The sequence below is a fragment of the Ruegeria sp. CE9 genome, from assembly GCF_056537425.1.
The window spans coordinates 91,319-110,116 of the sequence record NZ_JBQFRO010000006.1; the positions used below are offsets into that span (position 1 = coordinate 91,319).

Here is an 18,798-nt window from a genome sequence, read left to right on the forward strand (position 1 = left end):
AGCCTCTTATGCGAGGGGGGACGCAAGGGCAAGGGCGCAAAGGCGCTGCAGCGGTGCTTTACTTTGGTCTCGCGTGGTGTAAGCGTGCTGTAAACGCTTTTGACCACGAGGATTTCCATGCTCCGCTTTGCCCTTGCTCTGACCCTGATCTCAACCGCCGCGCAGGCTCAGGTCGCCACCTTGTCAGGGACTGATGGCCAGAATTCCTTGGGCACTGTCCCTTGTGCCGCTTTGGCGGGTGATACGCTGGCCAGTTGCCCAGCCGAGTTGCGCAAGCGCGAGGATGGGACAGCCACACTGGCGGTGCAGTTGAACACAGGCGAGGTGCGGCGGATCTACTTCACCAAAGGCGTGCCAGATTCCAGCAGCTCGACATCGAGGCTGACCTACGAGACACGCGGCGACATAATGGTGATTTTCATCGATCCCGGCGAGGTCTACGAAATCCCAAAGGCAGCCCTTCAGTAAGCGTGCGTGCGACCATCCCAGGTTTCGAAACAGCCCGTACTTTCGAGTGATAGTGAGTCAAATCGCTGCATCAAGCCCTCTGCCGCCTGATCCACAGTGATGTCTGCGGCGGTCCCGCCCATATCGGTCTGCACCCAGCCCGGATGATAGATTCCAACTGCGATGCCATCGGCCTGCAGGTCAGTCGCCAGATTGCGCCCCAAGTTCAGCACCGCAGCTTTAGAGGCCCGGTAGATATAACTGCCACCTGGCGCGCGCGTATGTGACGCCATCTGAGATGAGAGGATCGCAATGCGGCCCTGCCCCGCACGCAAGTTCGGCAACAGAGATTGAACTGTCAGGAACACGCCTGTCACATTGGTGGCAAAGCTTTGGGCCCACATCTCGACCGGATAGCCGTCGATATCGTGACCTTTGTCCAGATACACGCCCGCATTGCAGATCAGCAAATCAATGGGCTGGTTCTGCAACTGCTCGGCCATGGCGGCGTGCTGGGTTGGGTCGGTGACATCCAGCACCATGTCCGCGCTGCCGTCACGGGCCGTTCCGGTCACCGAATGGCCTGCAGCACGGTACTGATCCGCAAGCGTTTTTCCGATCCCTCGGTTCGCACCCGTAATGACAATATGCATGGATCAGTTGGTCTTGCGGCTGGGAACAAACGGCAAAGGTGCGACAGGCACGCCGTCTTCGATCAGAGACTTCGCCTCTTCCGGCTGGGCCTCGCCATAAATCGCTCGCTCGGGCGCATCGCCGAGATGGATTTTCCGCGCTTCCTTGGCAAAATCCTTGCCGACATAGTCGGAGTTTTCTTCGACCTTGCGACGCAGTTCGCTCAGAACCTCTGCGATCTCAGCCGAAGGAGTGGCCATGCTGATCTCATCCGCCGGTGGCTGCGCCGGAGCGGCCTCGACAACCGCATTGCGCGCAGGCCGAACTCGCGGAGTCATCACCGCCTTTTCCACATTGTCACAACCGCAGACCGCGCAGGTAACCATTCCGGCCGCCGACAACTTGTCAAACGCGGCTGCGGACTGAAACCAACTGTCAAAGCTGTGACCATTGCTGCATTTCAATGCGTATTGAATCATGTCACGTCCAAAATCCGGTTTGCGAATAGATACCGACCAACATGGCAATATCAAGTCTTGATATTGGCTCGCTACTGCCGTTTAAGCCCGAATCCTCGCAAAAGCGCGGCGAGATCAGGCGAGGCTACCTTTAGCGATGCCTTTTTGGGCGATACCCATTTGCGCCTGCGTTGACTCGCCTCGGGAAAATTTGCCTCCAAGCGCCGTACATGCAGCGGAAAGACATCCACCAAACACAGTGCAGAATCCTTACCAGGCCTGTTTTTGACATAGGCAAACCGACCAAGACTATCGGTGCCGCAAAGCCCAAGAGCTCCGGCCTCTTCCCAAGCCTCACGGGCGGCTGTTTCTGACGGGGTCAGCCCATTGATCAACCAGCCCTTGGGAATGATCCAGCGCCGAGACCGGCGCGATGTGATCAGCAAAATCTCTGGCTGGCTATCTGTGATGCGATAGCAAAGAGCCGCAGATTGCGTATAAACGGGCAGCGCCCCGGAAAGGGAGAGGTTTTCGGCCGAAAGTCCGGCACTCGCACCAATACTGCGCCCGTCAAACACGGTTCATACCCACTGCTCGCTCCGCTTATGTTGCGGTTTATAAAGTGATATTTACCATATCCTGCGGAGTCTGCCAAGCTTTACGAGAAAGCGCCTTTGTTGAGGGCCATTCGCCCTGACAAACGGCGCACCAACTCGTCATGGGGAATATCTGCATCAATCGCTAGCCTGCGCAGCCCGAAATGCACCCGCGCGATTTGCTGATAATACCGAGTATAGACGAAATTCGTACCACCCCCGGCAAGCGCCCCAAGCAGTGGCACAGACTGCGCTGCCAGCTTTTGGCCCAGCACGACCGACAAGCGGGGAGCTACCAGTGCGATAAGGCGCTGCATGGTTGGCCCGGTCAGCGTCAGACGCATTGAGAAAAAGCCCAGATCTGCCCCGTCATCTTCGGCCAACGGGCCTGCGGCGGACAGCACGCGGATCGAGTCGAACTTCACGTTTTCGGCCTTTGGATCGAACCCTTCGCGCGCTGCCGCGCCTTGTATGGCGCGCAGCATCATCGCTGTTGTGGCGGGCAGTTCTACCAACGCGGTAGAGACGCCACCCAGACCTCCGGCTGCACCCATGGCGGTGGTCAGCGCAGTGTTGACCCAGGGTTTCTGATCCGGGACTGCTCGGCGTGAACCTTCGGCGGCATGCATGGCAACCCAGAGCGCCTGTTCGGTGGCTTCGGTCAGGCCTTCGCGCACCGGTTTTGGGAGCTGATCCAACAAAGATTCCGCAGACCCGCCCAGCTTGTTCAGCAGATTGACACCTGCCCCACCTGCTGACCCGTAGAGTTGCGCCAGCCGGTCAAGCTCGGCCTCGGGGTCGAGTTTTTCAACAAGAACGACGTCCTGCATCTGTGCCCTCCTGACTTGAAAACATCGGCACTTTGCAGCGGGTTTTCAATAGGTCAACGTGTCCAACGGGTGACAACCCCTTGGATTCCGGACCAAACTCCGGGTGTCAGTTCTAACCCAAGCACACGATCCGGGTTAGTCGGCGGAGGCATTTCAACACCGGAAAGTCGATTGAAACCAAATCGTGCATAATAGGGCGCATCGCCCACCAGCATGATCCGATCCCACCCTTTGGCGCGCCCGGCTTCAACGCCCTGATGGATCAAATAGCCACCCAGCCCCTCACCCTGATGGGTTGGATGTACGGCAACAGGACCCAGCAACAGCGCGTCGTGATCGCCCACATGTACAGGCCAGAACCGGATCGCGCCCGCCAGAATATCCAGCCCGTCACGCGCGACCAGCGACAGCCCGGCAACCGGCGGCACATCATCGCGCAGCCGATAGGACGATAACGCCTCGCGGCCTGGTGCAAAGCACAGGTCATAGAGCGCTTCGACCTCCCACCAGTCCTCCGCCTCTTCCGGCCTGATCTTGAATTGCTGCACGCGCGCCCTCTTATCCTTGCTGGAAATCGCCCTAGCACTTCGATAGGCCTTGGGCAAACGCTTGGAGTCCATATGTTCTATCGCCCCGAAGACGGCCACGGCCTGCCGCACAACCCGTTCAACGCCATCATCACGCCGCGCCCCATCGGCTGGATCTCCTCGCGCGATGCAGAGGGGATCAACAACCTGGCCCCCTATTCCTTCTTCAACGGCGTCGCTTACACACCGCCCCAGGTGATGTTCGCCACGACCGGCACAAAGCACGATCAGGATGGCGGCAAGGACAGCATCGCCAATATCGAAGCCACCGGGGTGTTCTGCGTGAACGTCGTTGCGCATGCGCATCGCGATGCGATGAATGCAAGCTCAGAGGGTTTGGATAAGCACATCGACGAGTTTGCCCATGCCGGGCTGACCCCGATTGAATGCGATACGATCGCCTGCTCGCGGGTCGCAGGCGCACCCGCAGCGCTGGAATGCAAACTGACGCAGATTGTGACCCTACCTGGTGAGGCCAACCGAGTTGTTTTTGGTGAGGTTACCGGCGTGCACCTCCATGACGACCACATCCGCGACGGCAAATTTGACGTGACCTCTTTCAACCCGCTCGCGCGGTTGGGATATCGGGATTATTCTGTGGTGACCGAGTTGTTCTCGCTCAACCGTCCCGACGACTGAAGCATTGGCAATGGGGGCCAGCCCCCGCCGCCCTTCGGGCGACTCCCCCGAGATATTTTTAGCCAGGTGAAGCACGAGATCCGCTCTTCATCTGGCCTTAATTATCCCGGAGCGCGAGGCAGAGCCTCGCAAAATACTCAGTGACCGCCCAAAATACCGGTGCGGACCGAATAATCGACGGCCAATTCGTAATCCGGGTCGTCATCGCTATCGACCATCAGATGGCCCGCCTTGTTCAACAGCGTATGGCAGTCGCGGCTCAGGTGCCGCAGCATGACGCGTTTGCCAGCCGCTTCGTATTTGGCGGCGATGTTTTCGATGGCCTGTAGCGCGGATTGGTCAACCACACGGCTGGCAGCAAAATCGATAATCACAGTCTCGGGATCGTTTGGCACGTCGAACAATTCCACAAAACCCTCGGACGAGCCAAAAAACAGTGGGCCTTGGATCTCATAGACCTTTGCACCTTCTTCGGTTTCCGAGTCGCGTGTGACCGCGTGGATGCGTTTGGCGTTGTTCCAGGCGTAAGCCAGTGCCGATACGATCACACCAACCACAACGGCCACCGCAAGGTCTTCCATCACGGTCACGACGGTCACCAGAACAATGACGAAGGCGTCCATCAAAGGCACCTTGCGCATGATCTTCAGCGAGTTCCAGGCAAAGGTTCCGATCACCACCATGAACATCACACCCACCAGCGCCGCCAACGGGATCTGCTCGATCAGGGGCGAGCCCACAAGGATGAAGAACAACAGGAACAGTGCGGCGGCGATACCTGCGATACGCGTCCGTCCGCCGGATTTTACGTTGATCATCGACTGACCAATCATGGCACAGCCACCCATGCCGCCGAAAAAGCCGGTGACGACATTGGCGGTACCTTGTGCGATGCATTCCTGCGAAGCACCACCGCGTTTGCCGGTGATCTCACCTACAAGGTTCAGTGTGAGCAGGGATTCGATCAGACCAATTGCGGCAAGGATCAGGGCGTAGGGCAGGATGATCTCAAAGGTCTCCCACGTCAGCGGCACCATCGGAATGTGGAAGCTGGGCAAACCGCCCTCGATCGAGGCCAGATCGCCGACACGGGGCACATCCAGACCAACACCGATCACCAGCGCGGCCACAACCACAATCCCGGCCAGTGGCGCAGGAATGACACGCGTGATGCGAGGCATGACCCATATCACCGCCATTGTCAGCGCGACCAGAGCCAGCATCGTATAGAGTTCTAGGCCTGACAGCCACTCACCGCCGCTCATGCCGTGGCCTGTGTTTTCCATGGTGCCGGGCACTTTGAACTGGCCCATCTGCGCCAGAAAGATCACAATCGCCAGCCCGTTGACAAAACCCAGCATAACCGGGTGCGGCACAAGGCGGATGAAACGGCCCCAATGCATAGCCCCTGCGATGATCTGTAATATCCCCATCAGCACGACGGTTGCGAACAGATATTCAACCCCGTGCTGCGCGACCAGAGCGACCATGACCACAGCCAACGCACCGGTAGCGCCTGAGATCATGCCAGGGCGACCGCCAATCAGCGCTGTGATCAGACCAACCAAAAACGCGGCATACAGCCCGACCAGAGGGTGCACCCCAGCAACAAAGGCAAAGGCCACAGCTTCGGGGACCAGAGCCAAGGCAACGGTGAGGCCAGACAAAAGCTCGATCCGCATGCGGGAAAAGGTCAACCCCTCGTCCGGGACCCAGCGCAAATCGGGTTTGGCTATACGATTGGCAAAGCTTGCCAGCATGGCTCGGGGCATGGATCGGTCCTGTTGGTCGGTTTTGTTTGCGCGAAAGGGGCCTTCTAGCGGTCAAAGGCGGGCTGAGATACCGCGCCAGGTGGGACCCTGATATGCGCCTTGCGCATAGCTGGACGCAGATGCACACAAACCGTTGAACCCACTTGTCAAATGGGGCCGTGGCCCGCAGAACTCAGTGAGCAGGAAATTTCAACGGAGAGCACTCGTGACCCAAACAAAAATCGCCGTCATCGGAGGATCGGGCATTTATGACATCGAAGGTCTGGAAAATGCCGAGTGGGTCACGGTGGAGACACCATGGGGTGCGCCATCGGATCAAATTCTGACCGGATCGCTGGACGGGATTGAAATGGCGTTTCTACCACGTCACGGGCGCGGCCACGTGCATTCACCAACCGACGTCCCCTATCGCGCCAATATCGATGCGCTCAAGCGGCTGAAGGCGACGGATGTGATCTCGGTTTCGGCCTGCGGATCGTTCCGCGAACATATGGCACCGGGTGATTTCGTAATCGTGGATCAGTTCATCGACCGGACTTTTGCCCGCGAGAAAAGCTTTTTCGGCACCGGATGCGTTGCCCATGTCAGTGCGGCGCATCCGACCTGTCCGCGCCTGTCGGACGCTTGTGAGACTGCTGGCAAGGCCGCAGGGATCAATATCCACCGCGGCGGCACCTATCTTGCGATGGAAGGGCCGCAGTTTTCATCGCTGGCGGAGTCGAAGATGTATCGCGAGCAATGGGGCTGCGACGTGATCGGAATGACCAACATGCCCGAGGCGAAACTCGCCCGCGAGGCAGAGCTTTGTTACGCCTCCATCGCCATGGTCACCGATTATGACAGCTGGCACCCGGATCATGGTGAGGTCGACGTGACCGCCATCATCGCCACCCTCACCGGAAACGCCGAAAAGGGCCGTGCGCTCGTCAAGGGTCTGCCTGCTTTGCTGGGGCCTGAGCGGGCGCCCTGCCCGCATGGCTGCGACCGCGCACTAGAATATGCCATTCTGACCGCGCCTGAAAAGCGCGACCCGGCCTTGTTGGCCAAGCTGGATGCGGTGGCTGGGCGGGTGCTTTAACCTCAGTTCTGCGACAAGTTCTTTTGCACCTGGTCCCACAGACCATGCGACCACAGATCGTTATGGGTGCCATCCGGGATCACATAAAGCTGTGCAGTCTCAGACATCTCGGCCAAAGCCTGCCCATGGTGCAGAGGGATAGTTTCATCTTCGGTTCCGTGAAAAATCAACGTCGGCACCGTGATTTGTTTGATCAGGTCACGGGTCGCAAACTGGTCTTTCATAAGGGCTGAGACGGGCAGAAACGGATAACGTTCGGCCGCGACATCGACAGTTGCTGTAAAGGGGGCCTCTAGCACCAGAAGTTCCGCGCTGGGGCGTTCGGCGGCCACGGCAGCGGCGATGCCGGTGCCGAGGCTCTGGCCGTGCAGAACCACAGGCTGCCCATCGCCCGCCAGTCTGTCAAAGAGTTGCACCCCATCCGAGATAAGCGCCAGTTCCGATGGCTCACCTTCGCTGCCCGGAAAACCGCGATAGCTGGGGGCCAGCAGGCCGTGACCGGAGTTGAGGATTTCGCGCAACCGGTCCGCGCGGTCACCCAGATTACCACTTTGTCCATGAAAGAACAGCACCGTCGGCGCATCCGGTGTCGCGGCGGGCGCGGCCCAGACCGTCAGGACTGTACCGTCAGTCATCGGTATTTGCAGTGCATCAACATCTGCCAGCCCTACGCTGGCCGGATCGGGCAGTTCGCCCTCGGGTTTATACAGCAGGGATTGCTGGTTGATGAACATGTAACCGACGATGCCTGCATATATGGTCGCCCCGGCCAGTAGGAGACCGACCAGGATGCTTTTTACGCGTTCGACACCAGAACGGCCGATATCTGCATTCGCACTTGCGTGTTGGGTCTGAACCATTGCGCCCTCCCGTTGTCACATTGCGAGTGTGGGAAGTCTTGGCCGTGATTCAAGACACATAAGCCAAGCTTCATTCAATCTTTAGCCTGTTACCGCAATGCCAGATCGCGCAGCATTCTGGCCCACAGATGGTTGAAAAGCCCCAATACCTTGCCATGTTGGCGCTGATTAACAGCGGCGACGCAACACCTTAGCCCGTTTGCAATTCGGATGAGAGGCCCAATGAAACGATTGGACGCGCTGGACGCTGCCCGCTTTTTGGCCTTTTGCGGCATGGTTCTGGTTAATTTCCGCATCGCGGCCGAGGTTGCGCCAGGTACGGATTGGGCCACAGTCCTGGTTGATGCGCTGGAAGGGCGCGCGGCGGCTTTGTTTGTTGTTTTGGCCGGTATTGGTATCGGATTGTCACGCAGCTCAGCCGGATTGCTGCTGCGCCGGGCTGCATTTCTGTTTGTGATCGGCCTGATCAACATGACCATATTTGACGCCGATATACTGCATTTCTACGCGCTTTACTTCGTGGTTGGGTCCGCGTTTCTGACAACCCCGGCGCGCGGATTGTGGTTGGGTGCCCTTGGTATTCTGATCCTCTCGGTGATCGCCCATTTGTTTTTCAATTATGATCAAGGCTGGGATTGGGATGCGCTGGTTTACACCGATCTCTGGACCCTCCCCGGATTTCTACGCAATACGCTGTTCAACGGTTGGCATCCGGTCCTGCCCTGGGCGGCTTTCCTGCTGATCGGTATGGCAATCGGACGATCTGAGCTTCACACACTTTGCGTTCAGCACCGTCTGATCATGTGGGGATTTGGCGCGGCAGTGCTGGCGCTGTTTCCGCACATGATGACCTCGGATCCGGAGTTGGTGGCTTATCTGGGAACCGAGTCGATCCCGCCGGGGCCGTTTTACATTATGGCCGGGACAGGTACGGCATGTGTGGTGATCGGCTTGTTGCTGAAACTCTGGCCCACGATTGAGCGCAGCAGGATCGCGCCGGTTCTGACCGCGCCAGGACGTCAGAGCCTGACGCTCTACATGGCGCATATCCTGATTGGCATGGGGCTTTTGGAAGAGCTTGGGTTGCTGAATGGGTCGCTGAGCGCGCCACAGATTGTTCTGTACGCGCTGTTGTTCTGCGCGCTGTCTTCCGTATTCGCCCTGCTTTGGTTCCGCAAATTCAAGCGCGGACCGTTAGAGTACGTGATGCGCCGCGTGACGGAACGCACATAGGCTTGACCTCGCCGTTTTTGCGAGGCTTGGTGTGGGAAACGCATCAATAGGAATTCCCATGTCGCTTGAACTCTGGCTGGCCTTTGTGGCCGCATCGACCGCTCTGCTGCTGATCCCCGGCCCAACCGTGCTGCTGGTGCTGAGCTATGCGCTGTCGAAAGGGCGCAGTGTGGCGGTCGCCTCGGCCACCGGAGTTGCTTTGGGGGATCTGGTGGCGATGACCGCATCGCTGCTGGGTTTGGGCGCACTGGTGCTGGCCTCAGCGACATTGTTCACGGTACTGAAATGGGTGGGCGCAGTGTATTTGGTGTGGCTGGGTATCAAACTGCTGCGCAGCGCCCCCTCGGGTGGTTTGCAAGCGATTGAGACCGAACGAAATGTCACAGCTCGCAGCGTCTTTGCCCATGCTGCTGCGGTCACGGCGCTGAACCCGAAATCCATCGCGTTCTTCATCGCCTTCGTACCGCAGTTCATACGCCCGGCAGAACCGCTGGGTCCGCAATTCGTGATCCTGATTGCCACTTTCGTTGGCCTCGCCGGTCTGAACGCGTTGGCCTATGCGCTGCTCGCGGACAGGCTGCGCCGCATGATCGGACGCGCAAGCGTCATTACAGCCATAACGCGGTTTGGCGGGCTAACCCTCATTGGAATGGGCGTTGCCACTGCGATCTTGCGCCGCCCGGCCTAAGGTCAGCTTTCGGCATTTTCTTTCATGAAACCCCGGATGAACCGGCGGATTTCTCGCGCGGCGGACGTGTCCAGTTCCTTGCACAGCTCGACAAACGCATCGCGTTCATCCTTGTCGAGGCGCAGCACCAACTGACTGTTTTTCTTTGTGGATTTCTTCACGTCTTTCTTAGCCACGCGCCCTGACCCCATTCAATCTTGATTCATATCGCGATGCATTGTATATACATAGGATATAAGATGTAGATATCGGGCACATAACAACAAAAGAGAAATTAAAGCAATGAACCTTCATGTCGCGCAGGCCTTTTTACTTCGGGATCAACGCAATTGGCGTAAACCGCACCTTTCGTGGTTGCCGAACGCTTTGTATCGTTACTATGGCCTGCCCAACGCCATCAGCCGTCGCCGCAAATAGCCGCAAGGGCCAGAGTTTTCTTGCATGACCGACCTTGATGGGCCAAACACCCCCGCGTGTTTGATGCCAAAGGGGTGGCCCATGTCCAGAAACAAAACGGTCAAGGATTACATTCGGACCATCGTCGATTTCCCGCATGAGGGGATCATGTTCCGCGATGTCACCACGTTGTTTGCCGACCCGCGCGGCTTTCGTATGGCAATTGACCAAATGCTGCACCCCTATGCGGGTGAACAAATCGACAAGGTCGTGGGACTTGAGGCGCGCGGCTTCATCCTAGGCGGCGCCATTGCCCACCAACTGAGCGTTGGTTTCGTACCGATCCGCAAGAAAGGCAAACTGCCCGGTACCACGATCAGCCAAGACTATAAGCTGGAATATGGCGAGGCCATCGTTGAGATCCATGATGATGCGATACAGCCGGGCGAGAAGATTCTGGTGGTTGATGATCTGCTGGCGACCGGCGGAACAGCAGCCGCTGGCATCAAGCTGATCGAACGGTTGGGCGGCGAGATCATTTCCTGCGCCTTCATCATCGATCTGCCAGAGCTGGGTGGTCGCAAGGCGCTGGAAGATATGGGCATGGATGTGCACGTGCTGTGCGAGTTTGAAGGGCTCTGAGTGACACGTATTTCACAAACTTGTGATTGGAAATCGCTCAAGGCACTGGCTTAGCGCCGGGCTTCCAGATGTCCAGTAACAGAAACCCATAATAACTGTGATCCCTTGCCCAAACGAGTGCGTAACCGGGATGATGCCGCTTAGGGCATTCTCAACAAGGGAACCTTATCATGTTGCGCAAAGTCGCTGTTGCCGGAGTAGCAAGCATTTTGTTGTCCACCGCCGCCTTCGCGGACGGTCATTCGAAGGATATCGTCGACACCGCCGTAAATGCAGGAAGCTTTGAGACACTTGTTGCCGCGGTGCAGGCCGCCGAGTTGGTTGACACTCTGAAGGGTGAAGGCCCGTTCACTGTGTTCGCTCCGACAGACGAGGCGTTTGCAGCGCTGCCGGAAGGCACAGTCGAGAACCTGCTGAAACCCGAGAATAAAGACCAGCTGGTTGCCGTGCTGACCTATCACGTTGTACCGGGCAAGGTGATGTCAGGTGATCTGTCCGACGACATGACCGCCGCGACCGTGCAGGGCGGAGATATCACGATCGATCTGGACAATGGCGTCATGGTGAATGACGCAAATGTCGTACAAGCCGATATCGAAGCCGAAAACGGTGTGATCCACGTAATCGACAAGGTCATTCTGCCTGCTTCATAAATCTGTAACGCGACCCGCGATTGAGCGGGTCGCGCCTATGCCTTCAAAACAGCGCCTGGATTCATGATCCCGTTTGGATCAAGTGCAGCCTTGATGGAGCGCATTGCATGCAGCCTGACCGGGTCACCGTAATGTTCAAGATCGTCCGTCTTAAGCCTTCCGATACCATGCTCCGCGCTGACTGAGCCGTCAAACTCGTTCACCAGATCATGCACAGCACTCTGAACCGCGATGCGTTGCGCAACAAACTCTGCTTTGTCGTGTCCGGCGGGGGGGAACACGTTATAGTGCAGATTGCCGTCCCCAAGGTGCCCAAAACAGTTGATCCTGAATGGCCCTTGTTCCGCCACCACATCCGCTCCGCGCTGAATGAATTCAGGAATGCACGAGATCGGGACCGAGATATCATGGCTTGAAACGGATCCAACCAGCCGGTTCGCCTCGGGGATCTGTTCGCGCACGGCCCAAAGCTCGGCCCTTTGGGCTTCGCTCTGGGCAATGACTGCGTCACTTACCAAACCAAGTTCATCAGCAGCAACATAGATCGCCTCGAGCATATCCGAAGGGTCTTGCCCAGCAGACAGACCCAATTCAATCAAAACGCTCCATTCCGGCTGCGTCGCAAAGGGTTGCCGGATATCGGGCAATACTTCAGTCAGGAACTCAAGACCTTGCCGATGGATCAGCTCAAATGTGCTGACCGCCTCGCCCACCTGATCCCGCGCCAGCGACAAGAGATCGATGGCTGCCTCGGGTGAGGTAACTTCCAACATCGCGGTCCCAACCCCTTTGGGCCTTGGAAACAGCTTCAACGCAGCTGCCGTAATGATCCCCAGAGTCCCTTCGGACCCGATCATCAGATTGCGTAGGTCATAACCGGTATTGTCCTTTCGCAACCGGCTGAGCCCGTGCCATATCTCACCGTTCGGCAGAACCACCTCAAGCCCCAGGCACAGATCGCGCGCGTTGCCGTATCGCAGCACATTCACGCCACCTGCATTGGTGGCCAGATTGCCCCCGATCCGGCAGGACCCCTGCGCCGCCAGCGACAAGGGAAACAGACGATCGGCCTCTTCGGCTGCGGCCTGTACGTCAGCCAGAATGGCACCGGCCTCAGCCACCAGAATATTCTCGGTCGGATAAATCGCGCGGATCGCCGTCATTCGCTCCAGCGATAGGATCAGCGGTGTCGGACCATCCGGGGAGACCTGACCGCCGACCAGCCCCGTGCCGCCGCCATAGGGGATGACGGGCACACTCGCTTGATCAGCCAGCCGTACAAGCGTGGCAACCTCTTCCACGGTCCGAGGCAAAGCCAACACCCCAGCTTGTCCCACATACCGCTGACGGGGCTCTTCAAGATAACGGTCTGCAATCGGGCGCAAGACATCCTTACCCAACTGGGCGTGGATAGCTTCGACAAGGCGGTCATCGGCAGGGTTCAATCTCATGGCTCTTCCCTGCCAAAGGCGGCTGGCTGCGGCAAGCCCTATTCCTGCTCAATCAGGTACTGAGGCTCCAACACGACAACCGTCGGTCGATCAGGCAGCGTGCGCAGCGAGACGACGATTTCGGAAACACCCTGCCGCTCCACCGGAAATTCATCGCGGATGTCCACCAGAAACCTCTGCAGCGAGAAATCCGAGAACCAGTGCATCGGGATGATGACCGAGCTTTTCAGCCGTTTCAAAACCTCGATCATCTCGGGCAGGGGCATTGTCGTGCCCCCATCGACCGCCGCCATAACCACATCAAGCCGCCCAAGGGCCGCAAACTGTTCATCCGATGGGATATGATGCAGATGCCCGAGGTGGCCGATACACAAGCCCTCAATCTCAAAAACAAAGATCGAGTTTCCGCGTTCCTCGACGCCACCGTAGATCGATCGAATATCCGTCGACACATTGCGCACCAGCATCTCGCCAAGATCGAGATGATGATCGATGCCTTGGCCAAACTCGCCCCACCCCGGCAGCACATATGGGATGGCAGGATCGGGATGGGCGGTCCAATGGGTGCTGTGGGCATGGTTCATCGTGACCACATCAGGGATCAGATCGGCACCGCCGATGAAACCGGTGAAATCAGTCACCGCGTTCAAGCCACCCTGTGTCTGAATCAGAAACGAAGCATGTGCGACATAGCTTATCCGAACCGAAAATTCAGGAACCGGATCCTGCCACGCCGCCTTGTGTAAATACTCGATCCCCGGCGCTGCATCCGCAATCGCGATGCAATGACTTGGCCGCCGCTCTTGCGCCACCGCCCCGCTTGAGATCAAAATCAGTCCCGCAACAATCCACCGCATGAGGGGAGTGTAGCGCAGAACGCCAACAAGTCATGCCCCTTGTTCATCTGGCCAGAAATATCCCGGGGGAGTCGCGGCTTGCCGCGGCGGGGGCAGAGCCCCCTAGCCCGCGTCGGTCTTGCCGCGTCGATCCGATCTTAAGCTTGCATAGAGAACATGCGTCCGCCAGCGCCCGTTAATCTGAAGATAGGACTGCGCCACGCCTTCGTACTTGAAGCCCGAACTTTCGAGCAACCCGCGCGAGGCTTTGTTTTCTGGCAAACAGGCAGCCTCGATCCGGCTTAGATCCAGTCGGGTGAAGGCGTGATGCACCACTGCCCCAATTGCTTCGCGCATGAAACCCTGACGGGCATAGGCCTGGCCCGTCCAATAGCCCAGCGTTCCTGCTTGAGCCGGGCCACGGCGTATGTTGTCCAGCGTGATCGCCCCCAGCAGCACATTATCCGTGCGGCGAAACAGAAAGAGCGGTATTGCCGTACCGCTCGCGACTGAGCGCTGCGCCCAGTACACGCGGTTGGTGAAGGACTTGCGGCTCAGGTGATCCTTGGCCCAAATCGGCTCCCATGGGGTCAGGTATTCTTTTGAGGCGCGCCGCAGGGCTGCCCAGTCGTTAAAGTCAGAATGGATCGGCGGGCGCAGGCTCAGGCGCTCGGTTTCGAGTTTCAGCTTGCGTCTGCCTAACAGCATCAAGCCGCACGCCTCTCCTGCAAGTCAGCCAGTGACGGTGCACCCGAGACCGGGCCATAAAGCGCCAGCGCGGCCGGGGCTTTCACCGCCATATCCTCGGCAAAGGCTCGGACATCCTCGGTGCTGACCGCATCAATCTTGGCAACGGTATCTTCAAGTGAGGGCACCCGGCCCCAAATCTGCACCAGCCGCGCCAAACGTTCGGCCCGGTTCGACGGGCTTTCCAGCCCCATCAGCATCCCGGCCTTCATCTGGGCGCGCGCACGCGCGACCTCTTCGGCGCTCATGTCATCAGCCGCGCGCTTCATCTCATCGATCGTGATACCTGCCAGTTCCGCGACCTGATCGGCGGAAGTTCCGGCATAGATCGTGGTTGTACCTGTATCCGCATAAGCGCCGGTCTGGGCAAAGATCGTATAGCAGAGCCCACGCGTCTCGCGGACCTCCTGAAACAGGCGCGAGGACATGCCGCCGCCCAAAGCGGTGGAATAAATCTGCGCCGTATAAATCGCATCATCGCGATAACCGGGGCTTTCCAACGCCAGTGCGAAATGCGCTTGCTCCAGCTCTTTCTCCTGCCGCGCCTCTCCGCCGGTGAACCGCGCCGCCTCAGGGATCAGTCCCGTGCGCGGTTTCAGGTGGCCGAACATCTTTTCGGCCAGTTTCATCAGCGCGTCATGGTCTACGGCTCCTGCGGCAGACAGAATCATCTGCTCCGGCCCGTAATGCTCGGCGACAAAGCCCGACAAGTCCTCGCGCGAGAACGCGCTGACCCGTTCGGACGGCCCCAGAATGGTCCGGCCCAAGGGTTGATCGTGATAGCTCTGCTCTTGCAGCCAATCAAAGATCACATCGTCGGGCGTATCATAGGCCTGGCCGATTTCCTGCAGGATCACGCCACGCTCGACCTCGATCTCGCGCGGATCAAATACCGGGTTCAGAACGATATCGCCAATGACATCCATCGCCAGCGCCACATCGTCTTTCAGCACTCGCGCATAGTAGGCCGTCACCTCGCGCGACGTATATGCATTGATATAGCCACCCACATCCTCGATCGCCTCAGCGATTTGCAGCGCGGATCGGCGCTCGGTCCCCTTGAACGCCATATGCTCTAGGAAATGCGCAATGCCGTTCTGTTCGATCCGTTCATGCCGCCCACCGGCGGTTACCCAGATGCCTATCGAGGCTGATTGCAGCCCCGGCATATTTTCACTGACGATACGAAATCCGTTCTTCAGTTGGTCTTGTCTGACAGTCACTCAGCGATATGCCTTCTGATATGATCCTCAAGGGCACCCAGATCATTGGCGATGCGGGTCACCCGTTCCGGACGTTCATACAGATCAGACATGCGGGATGGAAGAGGCGGATGTTCGCCGCTTGCCTTCTCAACCGCCGCAGGGAATTTCGCCGGCTGTGCGGTGGCCAGAGTGATCATCGGAACGTCAGCGGTGCGATGCTCTTCGGCGACCTTGATACCAACGGCAGTGTGCGGACAAACCAGTTCGCCACTATGGGCCAGCGTTTGCTTGATCGTCTCTAGCGTTTCTTCCTCGGACACACGACCCGAGTCGAAGCTTTCCCGCAGCGCCTCCATCGCGCCTTGGCTGACGTTGAAACCGCCGGTCTTCAACTCATCCATCAGTTGCGCGACGGCGCTGCCGTCCTCGCCATAGGCATAGTACAGCGCGCGTTCAAAGTTTGAGCTGACCTGAATATCCATCGACGGGCTGATCGAGGGGACGGTGTCGCCTTTGAAATACCCCTCGCCCGACAGGCAGCGGTGCAGGATATCGTTCTGGTTGGTCGCCACAACCAGCCGGTCAATCGGCAGCCCCATACGCTTGGCCAGATAGCCCGCGAAGATGTCGCCGAAATTTCCGGTCGGCACGGTGAAGCTGACCTTGCGATGGGGTGCACCAAGGCTAACGGCGGCAGAGAAGTAATAGACGATCTGCGCCAGAACGCGCGCGAAGTTGATCGAGTTCACACCGGCCAGTTTCACGCCGTCGCGGAAGGCGAAATCGTTGAACATGTCCTTCAACGCGGCCTGACAGTCATCGAAATCCCCGTCGACTGCCAACGCGTGAACGTTGTTGTCCGCTGGCGTCGTCATCTGGCGGCGCTGAACCTCGGACACGCGGCCATGCGGAAACAGGATGAACACATCGACTGCGTCTAGCCCCCGGAACGCCTCGATCGCGGCCGAGCCTGTATCGCCACTGGTCGCGCCAACAATGGTCACACGATCATCGCGCCGTTTCAGAGCCACCTGAAACAGTTGGCCGATCAACTGCATGGCGAAATCCTTAAACGCCAGCGTCGGCCCGTGGAACAGTTCAAGCAGGAAGTGGTTCTCGTTCAGCTGTTTCAGCGGGGCGCGGGCGTCATGACCGAACCCTTCATAGGCGCGTGCAATGATCGCCTTGAACTCATCCTCGGCAAACGATCCGCTGACATAGGGCCACATGACGCGGAAGGCGATTTCCTCATATGGCAAGCCAGCCAATGCCGCGATCTCGTCCTGCGACATCACGGGGATTTCTGCCGGTAGGTACAGGCCACCGTCACGGGCCAGCCCGGTCAGCATCGCCTCTTCAAAACTCAGTTCCGGCGCTTGGCCACGGGTCGAGATGTATTTCATTGCTCTTCTCTCTCAGAAGGGGCGCGATTGCGCCACAGGAAGTACCCGGTCATCGCGGCCCAGACCAGAGCCAGACCAAACCAGGTGATTGCGTATTGCAGGTGATCATTGGGAATGCCCGCCGTGTCTACAGGCAAGGGCGTCACATTCGGATCGGTTTCGGACCGGGCAATCAGTAACACGGGCTCGGCCCCCAGTGCCGCCGCCAGTTCAGGAACATCCCGTGCGAACCAAATGTTGGCGTCGATATCGGGCTCCGGCGTGTAACTGTCTATCTCATCCGGCCAGTGCAAGTTGCCGGTGATTTCCATTGGGCCTTTCTGGCGCTCGGCCTGCTTCGCGGTCGTAGGCACAAATCCCCGATCCACCAGAATGGTACGATCTTCAGTGCTAAACGGCTGGATGATCCGATACCCAGCCCCGACCTGCTTGACCGAGACCAGTACGTGGACCTCGTTCGGCGCCATCTCACCCGAGATTGTCACCGGCAGGTATTTGTCTTCGACTTCGGAAACTTGCTGCGGCAAGGAAATCGGGGCTGCTGAGATGCGGTCTTCGATCTCGGCAAGCACATCCTGCTTCCACCCCAGTCGCTGCACCTGCCAGATGCCAAGCGACAGCAGCACGCCCAGACCGGCGAGGCCGAAGATCAGCAGAAACAAAATGCGGCGCATGGCGGGATCAAACCTAATTGCGGAAATCGGCGTCTTGTTAAGGGGCGCGTGCACCGAAATGCAACCACGCAATTGTACGGGGCGCAATCTTGCGCCCCTGATAGAGAAAAAGCCGCCCCATGGGGCGGCTTTTGCAATTGGATCACGATCTGCCTCAGAACAGTGGAGCTTGGCCCCAGATGTAAACGGCAAAGAACAGGAACAGCCAGACAACGTCGACGAAGTGCCAGTACCAGGCTGCAGCCTCAAAGCCCACGTGTTTCTCGGGTGTGAAATCCCCTTTGAGCGCTCGGATCAGGCAGACCGACAAGAAGATCGTACCGATGATCACATGCGCACCGTGGAAACCGGTTGCCATGAAGAAATTCGAGTAGAACTGGTCGCCACCGAATTCCCAGCCCTCATGCGCCAGCAGTTCGTAATATTCGAACGCCTGCAGCGCGGTAAAGGCGATGCCAAGAACGATGCCGATGGCCAAACCGTTGATCAGCGCCTTGCGGTCATTGTCATGCACCAGGGCATGGTGCGCCCAAGTGATCGCACAGCCAGACAGCAGCAGCACCAGCGTGTTGATCAGCGGCAGGTGGAACGGGTCAACCGCGTGAATATCCGGCTGGATGTACTCGGTGCCGGCATAGTCGTACATCGGATACATGCGATGTTTGAAGAACGACCAGAACCAGGCGAAGAAGAACATCACCTCGGACATAACGAACAGGATAAAGCCATAGCGCAGGCCAATACGCACGACTGGCGTATGATCGCCCTGACGGCTTTCAACCACAACTTCGGACCACCAGGCGAACATGGTGTACAGAACACCGACCATCCCCATCCAGAAGATCCACGGGGTGACCCCGTGCATCCAGAGAACGGCCCCAAACAGCATCACAAAGCCAGAGACCGCGCCGACCAGTGGCCAGATCGACGGGTTCAGAATGTGATAATCATGGTCTTTTGCGTGTGCCAT

Annotated in this window: 22 protein-coding genes; 7 read left to right on the forward strand and 15 right to left on the reverse strand. The window is 58.3% G+C overall.

Translation table 11 applies throughout. The features are described from left to right. The first annotated feature begins 117 nt into the window (after window positions 1-117). A complete protein-coding gene (locus tag ACR0B3_RS13115) occupies window positions 118-468 on the forward strand; it encodes a GTPase domain-containing protein (protein WP_170685948.1) in 351 nt (116 codons plus the stop codon). On the opposite strand, the gene ACR0B3_RS13120 is transcribed toward ACR0B3_RS13115, so the two are convergent. The 5 genes from ACR0B3_RS13120 to ACR0B3_RS13140 all read right to left on the reverse strand — a co-directional run bounded on the left by ACR0B3_RS13120 (window position 462) and on the right by ACR0B3_RS13140 (window position 3,512). Further along, window positions 462-1,100, reverse strand: a complete 639-nt coding sequence (locus ACR0B3_RS13120; protein ID WP_480809469.1) for an SDR family NAD(P)-dependent oxidoreductase — start codon at window positions 1,098-1,100, stop codon at window positions 462-464. The genes ACR0B3_RS13115 and ACR0B3_RS13120 overlap by 7 nt on opposite strands. A gap of 3 nt (window positions 1,101-1,103) precedes the next feature. Beyond that, on the reverse strand, window positions 1,104-1,559 hold the full coding sequence (locus tag ACR0B3_RS13125; protein WP_170759220.1) for a DUF1178 family protein: 456 nt from the start codon (window positions 1,557-1,559) through the stop codon (window positions 1,104-1,106). A gap of 71 nt (window positions 1,560-1,630) precedes the next feature. Continuing rightward, window positions 1,631-2,116, reverse strand: a complete 486-nt coding sequence (locus ACR0B3_RS13130) for an NUDIX hydrolase (protein WP_480809470.1) — start codon at window positions 2,114-2,116, stop codon at window positions 1,631-1,633. 80 nt (window positions 2,117-2,196) lie between these two features. Further along, window positions 2,197-2,964 carry an EcsC family protein gene (locus tag ACR0B3_RS13135; RefSeq protein ID WP_480809471.1) on the reverse strand — a complete coding sequence of 256 codons (768 nt, stop codon included), beginning with the start codon at window positions 2,962-2,964 and terminating at the stop codon, window positions 2,197-2,199. Between the two features lie 53 nt (window positions 2,965-3,017). Further along, window positions 3,018-3,512 (reverse strand): GNAT family N-acetyltransferase, encoded by a 495-nt coding sequence (locus ACR0B3_RS13140; RefSeq protein WP_480809472.1) that lies wholly within the window; start codon window positions 3,510-3,512, stop codon window positions 3,018-3,020. A 72-nt stretch (window positions 3,513-3,584) separates the two neighbouring features. Here ACR0B3_RS13140 and ACR0B3_RS13145 point away from each other — a divergent pair, with 72 nt between their 5' ends. Further along, window positions 3,585-4,190 (forward strand): flavin reductase family protein, encoded by a 606-nt coding sequence (locus ACR0B3_RS13145; RefSeq protein ID WP_480809473.1) that lies wholly within the window; start codon window positions 3,585-3,587, stop codon window positions 4,188-4,190. A 137-nt stretch (window positions 4,191-4,327) separates the two neighbouring features. Here the strand turns inward: ACR0B3_RS13145 and ACR0B3_RS13150 are convergent, their stop codons facing one another. Beyond that, window positions 4,328-5,962 carry a SulP family inorganic anion transporter gene (locus ACR0B3_RS13150; protein ID WP_480809474.1) on the reverse strand — a complete coding sequence of 545 codons (1,635 nt, stop codon included), beginning with the start codon at window positions 5,960-5,962 and terminating at the stop codon, window positions 4,328-4,330. A 205-nt stretch (window positions 5,963-6,167) separates the two neighbouring features. Between ACR0B3_RS13150 and ACR0B3_RS13155 the strand changes: the two genes are divergently transcribed. After that, the gene (locus ACR0B3_RS13155) at window positions 6,168-7,040 is read left to right on the forward strand and encodes an S-methyl-5'-thioadenosine phosphorylase (protein WP_480809475.1); all 873 of its coding nucleotides are present in this window, start codon (window positions 6,168-6,170) and stop codon (window positions 7,038-7,040) included. A gap of 2 nt (window positions 7,041-7,042) precedes the next feature. Here ACR0B3_RS13155 and ACR0B3_RS13160 read toward each other — a convergent pair whose 3' ends face one another. After that, entirely contained in the window at window positions 7,043-7,900 is an 858-nt protein-coding gene (locus tag ACR0B3_RS13160; RefSeq protein ID WP_480809476.1) for an alpha/beta hydrolase, read from the reverse strand. A 222-nt stretch (window positions 7,901-8,122) separates the two neighbouring features. Between ACR0B3_RS13160 and ACR0B3_RS13165 the strand changes: the two genes are divergently transcribed. Beyond that, window positions 8,123-9,133, forward strand: a complete 1,011-nt coding sequence (locus ACR0B3_RS13165) for a DUF418 domain-containing protein (RefSeq protein ID WP_480809477.1) — start codon at window positions 8,123-8,125, stop codon at window positions 9,131-9,133. Window positions 9,134-9,191: 58 nt separating this feature from the next. Further along, complete coding sequence (locus ACR0B3_RS13170; RefSeq protein WP_170759236.1) at window positions 9,192-9,821, forward strand: LysE family translocator; 630 nt, start codon at window positions 9,192-9,194, stop codon at window positions 9,819-9,821. A gap of 2 nt (window positions 9,822-9,823) precedes the next feature. Here ACR0B3_RS13170 and ACR0B3_RS13175 read toward each other — a convergent pair whose 3' ends face one another. Beyond that, on the reverse strand, window positions 9,824-9,997 hold the full coding sequence (locus ACR0B3_RS13175; RefSeq protein WP_480684407.1) for a hypothetical protein: 174 nt from the start codon (window positions 9,995-9,997) through the stop codon (window positions 9,824-9,826). Between the two features lie 322 nt (window positions 9,998-10,319). Between ACR0B3_RS13175 and ACR0B3_RS13180 the strand changes: the two genes are divergently transcribed. Together ACR0B3_RS13180 and ACR0B3_RS13185 are read left to right on the forward strand one after the other, a co-directional pair. After that, window positions 10,320-10,859 (forward strand): adenine phosphoribosyltransferase, encoded by a 540-nt coding sequence (locus ACR0B3_RS13180; RefSeq protein ID WP_480809478.1) that lies wholly within the window; start codon window positions 10,320-10,322, stop codon window positions 10,857-10,859. Between the two features lie 170 nt (window positions 10,860-11,029). Next, window positions 11,030-11,512, forward strand: a complete 483-nt coding sequence (locus tag ACR0B3_RS13185; protein ID WP_480809479.1) for a fasciclin domain-containing protein — start codon at window positions 11,030-11,032, stop codon at window positions 11,510-11,512. Between the two features lie 35 nt (window positions 11,513-11,547). On the opposite strand, the gene ACR0B3_RS13190 is transcribed toward ACR0B3_RS13185, so the two are convergent. The 7 genes from ACR0B3_RS13190 to ACR0B3_RS13220 form a co-directional block, all read right to left on the reverse strand. Next, a complete protein-coding gene (locus ACR0B3_RS13190) occupies window positions 11,548-12,963 on the reverse strand; it encodes an FAD-binding oxidoreductase (protein WP_480809480.1) in 1,416 nt (471 codons plus the stop codon). 38 nt (window positions 12,964-13,001) lie between these two features. Beyond that, a complete protein-coding gene (locus tag ACR0B3_RS13195) occupies window positions 13,002-13,820 on the reverse strand; it encodes an MBL fold metallo-hydrolase (RefSeq protein ID WP_480809481.1) in 819 nt (272 codons plus the stop codon). A 102-nt stretch (window positions 13,821-13,922) separates the two neighbouring features. Then, complete coding sequence (locus ACR0B3_RS13200; protein ID WP_170685964.1) at window positions 13,923-14,507, reverse strand: GNAT family N-acetyltransferase; 585 nt, start codon at window positions 14,505-14,507, stop codon at window positions 13,923-13,925. Further along, on the reverse strand, window positions 14,507-15,769 hold the full coding sequence (locus ACR0B3_RS13205; protein WP_480809482.1) for a M16 family metallopeptidase: 1,263 nt from the start codon (window positions 15,767-15,769) through the stop codon (window positions 14,507-14,509). The genes ACR0B3_RS13200 and ACR0B3_RS13205 overlap by 1 nt, the downstream gene beginning before the upstream one ends. Next, complete coding sequence (gene thrC / locus ACR0B3_RS13210) at window positions 15,766-17,154, reverse strand: threonine synthase (RefSeq protein ID WP_480809483.1); 1,389 nt, start codon at window positions 17,152-17,154, stop codon at window positions 15,766-15,768. Before thrC ends, ACR0B3_RS13205 begins: the two co-directional genes overlap by 4 nt. Further along, window positions 17,151-17,828: an SURF1 family protein gene (locus ACR0B3_RS13215; protein ID WP_480809484.1), complete on the reverse strand. Its 678-nt coding sequence runs from the start codon at window positions 17,826-17,828 to the stop codon at window positions 17,151-17,153. The genes thrC and ACR0B3_RS13215 overlap by 4 nt, the downstream gene beginning before the upstream one ends. Window positions 17,829-17,982: 154 nt before the next feature. Further along, entirely contained in the window at window positions 17,983-18,798 is an 816-nt protein-coding gene (locus tag ACR0B3_RS13220; RefSeq protein WP_170685968.1) for a cytochrome c oxidase subunit 3, read from the reverse strand.

What these genes read in the sequence shown, in the direction of transcription:
- ACR0B3_RS13115 (WP_170685948.1), top strand. Translation starts at nt 118, where the DNA reads ATGCTCCGCTTTGCCCTTGCTCTGACCCTGATCTCAACCGCCGCGCAG.
- ACR0B3_RS13120 (WP_480809469.1), bottom strand. Translation starts at nt 1,100, where the DNA reads ATGCATATTGTCATTACGGGTGCGAACCGAGGGATCGGAAAAACGCTT.
- ACR0B3_RS13125 (WP_170759220.1), bottom strand. Translation starts at nt 1,559, where the DNA reads ATGATTCAATACGCATTGAAATGCAGCAATGGTCACAGCTTTGACAGT.
- ACR0B3_RS13135 (WP_480809471.1), bottom strand. Translation starts at nt 2,964, where the DNA reads ATGCAGGACGTCGTTCTTGTTGAAAAACTCGACCCCGAGGCCGAGCTT.
- ACR0B3_RS13145 (WP_480809473.1), top strand. Translation starts at nt 3,585, where the DNA reads ATGTTCTATCGCCCCGAAGACGGCCACGGCCTGCCGCACAACCCGTTC.
- ACR0B3_RS13150 (WP_480809474.1), bottom strand. Translation starts at nt 5,962, where the DNA reads ATGCCCCGAGCCATGCTGGCAAGCTTTGCCAATCGTATAGCCAAACCC.
- ACR0B3_RS13160 (WP_480809476.1), bottom strand. Translation starts at nt 7,900, where the DNA reads ATGGTTCAGACCCAACACGCAAGTGCGAATGCAGATATCGGCCGTTCT.
- ACR0B3_RS13165 (WP_480809477.1), top strand. Translation starts at nt 8,123, where the DNA reads ATGAAACGATTGGACGCGCTGGACGCTGCCCGCTTTTTGGCCTTTTGC.
- ACR0B3_RS13170 (WP_170759236.1), top strand. Translation starts at nt 9,192, where the DNA reads ATGTCGCTTGAACTCTGGCTGGCCTTTGTGGCCGCATCGACCGCTCTG.
- ACR0B3_RS13180 (WP_480809478.1), top strand. Translation starts at nt 10,320, where the DNA reads ATGTCCAGAAACAAAACGGTCAAGGATTACATTCGGACCATCGTCGAT.
- ACR0B3_RS13185 (WP_480809479.1), top strand. Translation starts at nt 11,030, where the DNA reads ATGTTGCGCAAAGTCGCTGTTGCCGGAGTAGCAAGCATTTTGTTGTCC.
- ACR0B3_RS13190 (WP_480809480.1), bottom strand. Translation starts at nt 12,963, where the DNA reads ATGAGATTGAACCCTGCCGATGACCGCCTTGTCGAAGCTATCCACGCC.
- ACR0B3_RS13195 (WP_480809481.1), bottom strand. Translation starts at nt 13,820, where the DNA reads ATGCGGTGGATTGTTGCGGGACTGATTTTGATCTCAAGCGGGGCGGTG.
- ACR0B3_RS13200 (WP_170685964.1), bottom strand. Translation starts at nt 14,507, where the DNA reads ATGCTGTTAGGCAGACGCAAGCTGAAACTCGAAACCGAGCGCCTGAGC.
- thrC (WP_480809483.1), bottom strand. Translation starts at nt 17,154, where the DNA reads ATGAAATACATCTCGACCCGTGGCCAAGCGCCGGAACTGAGTTTTGAA.
- ACR0B3_RS13215 (WP_480809484.1), bottom strand. Translation starts at nt 17,828, where the DNA reads ATGCGCCGCATTTTGTTTCTGCTGATCTTCGGCCTCGCCGGTCTGGGC.
- ACR0B3_RS13220 (WP_170685968.1), bottom strand. Translation starts at nt 18,798, where the DNA reads ATGGCACACGCAAAAGACCATGATTATCACATTCTGAACCCGTCGATC.